Annotated in this window: 1 protein-coding gene; it reads left to right on the top strand. The window is 73.2% G+C overall.

Going from position 1 to position 1409, the window contains the following annotated elements; genetic code table 11:
• Nucleotides 1-1409: glycoside hydrolase family 2 protein (locus CA983_RS43655; RefSeq protein ID WP_425276521.1), on the top strand; the 1409-nt coding region annotated here is incomplete at both ends.

Genomic DNA, 1409 nt, shown 5'->3' with positions numbered 1-1409 from the left:
CGCCGTAGCCGCGCGGCCACCACAGCCGGACGTCCGGCTGTGGTGGCCGCGCGGCTACGGCGAACAGCCGCTGTACGGCGTCGAGTTGCGGCTGCTGCAGGGCGACGACGCGCTGGACGTGTGGCGGCGGCGGATCGGCTTCCGGACCGTGGAGCTGGATCAACGGCCCGACGCGCACGGCACCGGCTTCACCCTCGTCGTCAACGGCGAGCGGCTCTTCGCGCGGGGCGTCAACTGGATCCCCGACGACGTCTTCCCGTCCCGGATCACCCGCGAGCGCTACCGGGAGCGGCTGGAGCAGGCCGCCGGGGCGGGCGTGGACCTCGTACGGGTCTGGGGCGGCGGGATCTACGAGAGCGAGGACTTCTACGACGCCTGTGACGAACTCGGGCTGCTGGTCTGGCAGGACTTCCCGTTCGCGTGCGCGGCCTACCCGGAGGAACAGCCGCTGCGCGGCGAGGTGGAGGCCGAGGCGAGGGAGAACGTCGTACGGCTGATGCCGCATCCGTCGCTGGTGCTGTGGAACGGCAACAACGAGAACCTGTGGGGCTTCAGGGACTGGGGCTGGGAGCCGCGGCTGGCCGGGGACTCCTGGGGCGAGGGGTACTACCTGGGCGTACTGCCGCGCGTGGTGGCCGAGTTGGATCCGACGCGGCCGTACACGGCGGGGAGTCCCTGGTCCGGGTCATGGGACCGGCATCCCAACGATCCGGCGCACGGCACCCACCACTCCTGGGAGGTGTGGAACCGGGAGGACTACGCCGACTACCGGCTGAGCGTGCCCCGGTTCGTCGCCGAGTTCGGCTGGCAGGCGCCGCCCGCGTACGTCACGCTGCGCCGGGCGCTGCCCGGGGAGGAGCTCGCGCCCGACTCCCCCGGCATGCTGCACCACCAGAAGGCCGACGACGGCAACGGGAAGCTGGAGCGGGGGCTGGCCCGGCACTTCGCCGTGCCGGACGGGGACTTCGACCGCTGGCACTACCTGATGCAGGTCAACCAGGCGCGGGCGGTCGCCTCCGGGATCGAGCACTGGCGCTCGCACTGGCCGGTGTGCGCGGGCACGGTCGTCTGGCAGCTCAACGACTGCTGGCCGGTGACCTCCTGGGCGGCGATCGACGGGGACGGGCGGGAGAAGCCGCTGTACCACGAGCTGAAGCGGCTGTACGCGGACCGGTTGCTGACGCTCCGGGCGCGGGACGGCGGGCTGGTGCTGGCCGCCGTCAACCAGGCGGCCGGGGACTGGACGGCGACGGCGACCCTGCGGCGGATGTCCGTCGAGGGCGAGGTGCTGGGGCAGGCGGCCGTGGAGCTGACGGCCGGGGGGCGGACGGTGGCGCATGTCGACGTCCCGCGCGAGTTGACGCCGGCCGGGCCCAAGGAGTTCCTCGTCGCGGATGCGGGCGGGGACG

Source organism: Streptomyces swartbergensis (assembly GCF_002148965.1).
GTDB classification, from domain to species: domain Bacteria; phylum Actinomycetota; class Actinomycetes; order Streptomycetales; family Streptomycetaceae; genus Streptomyces; species Streptomyces swartbergensis.
This window is presented reverse-complemented; position numbering and strand designations above follow the sequence as displayed.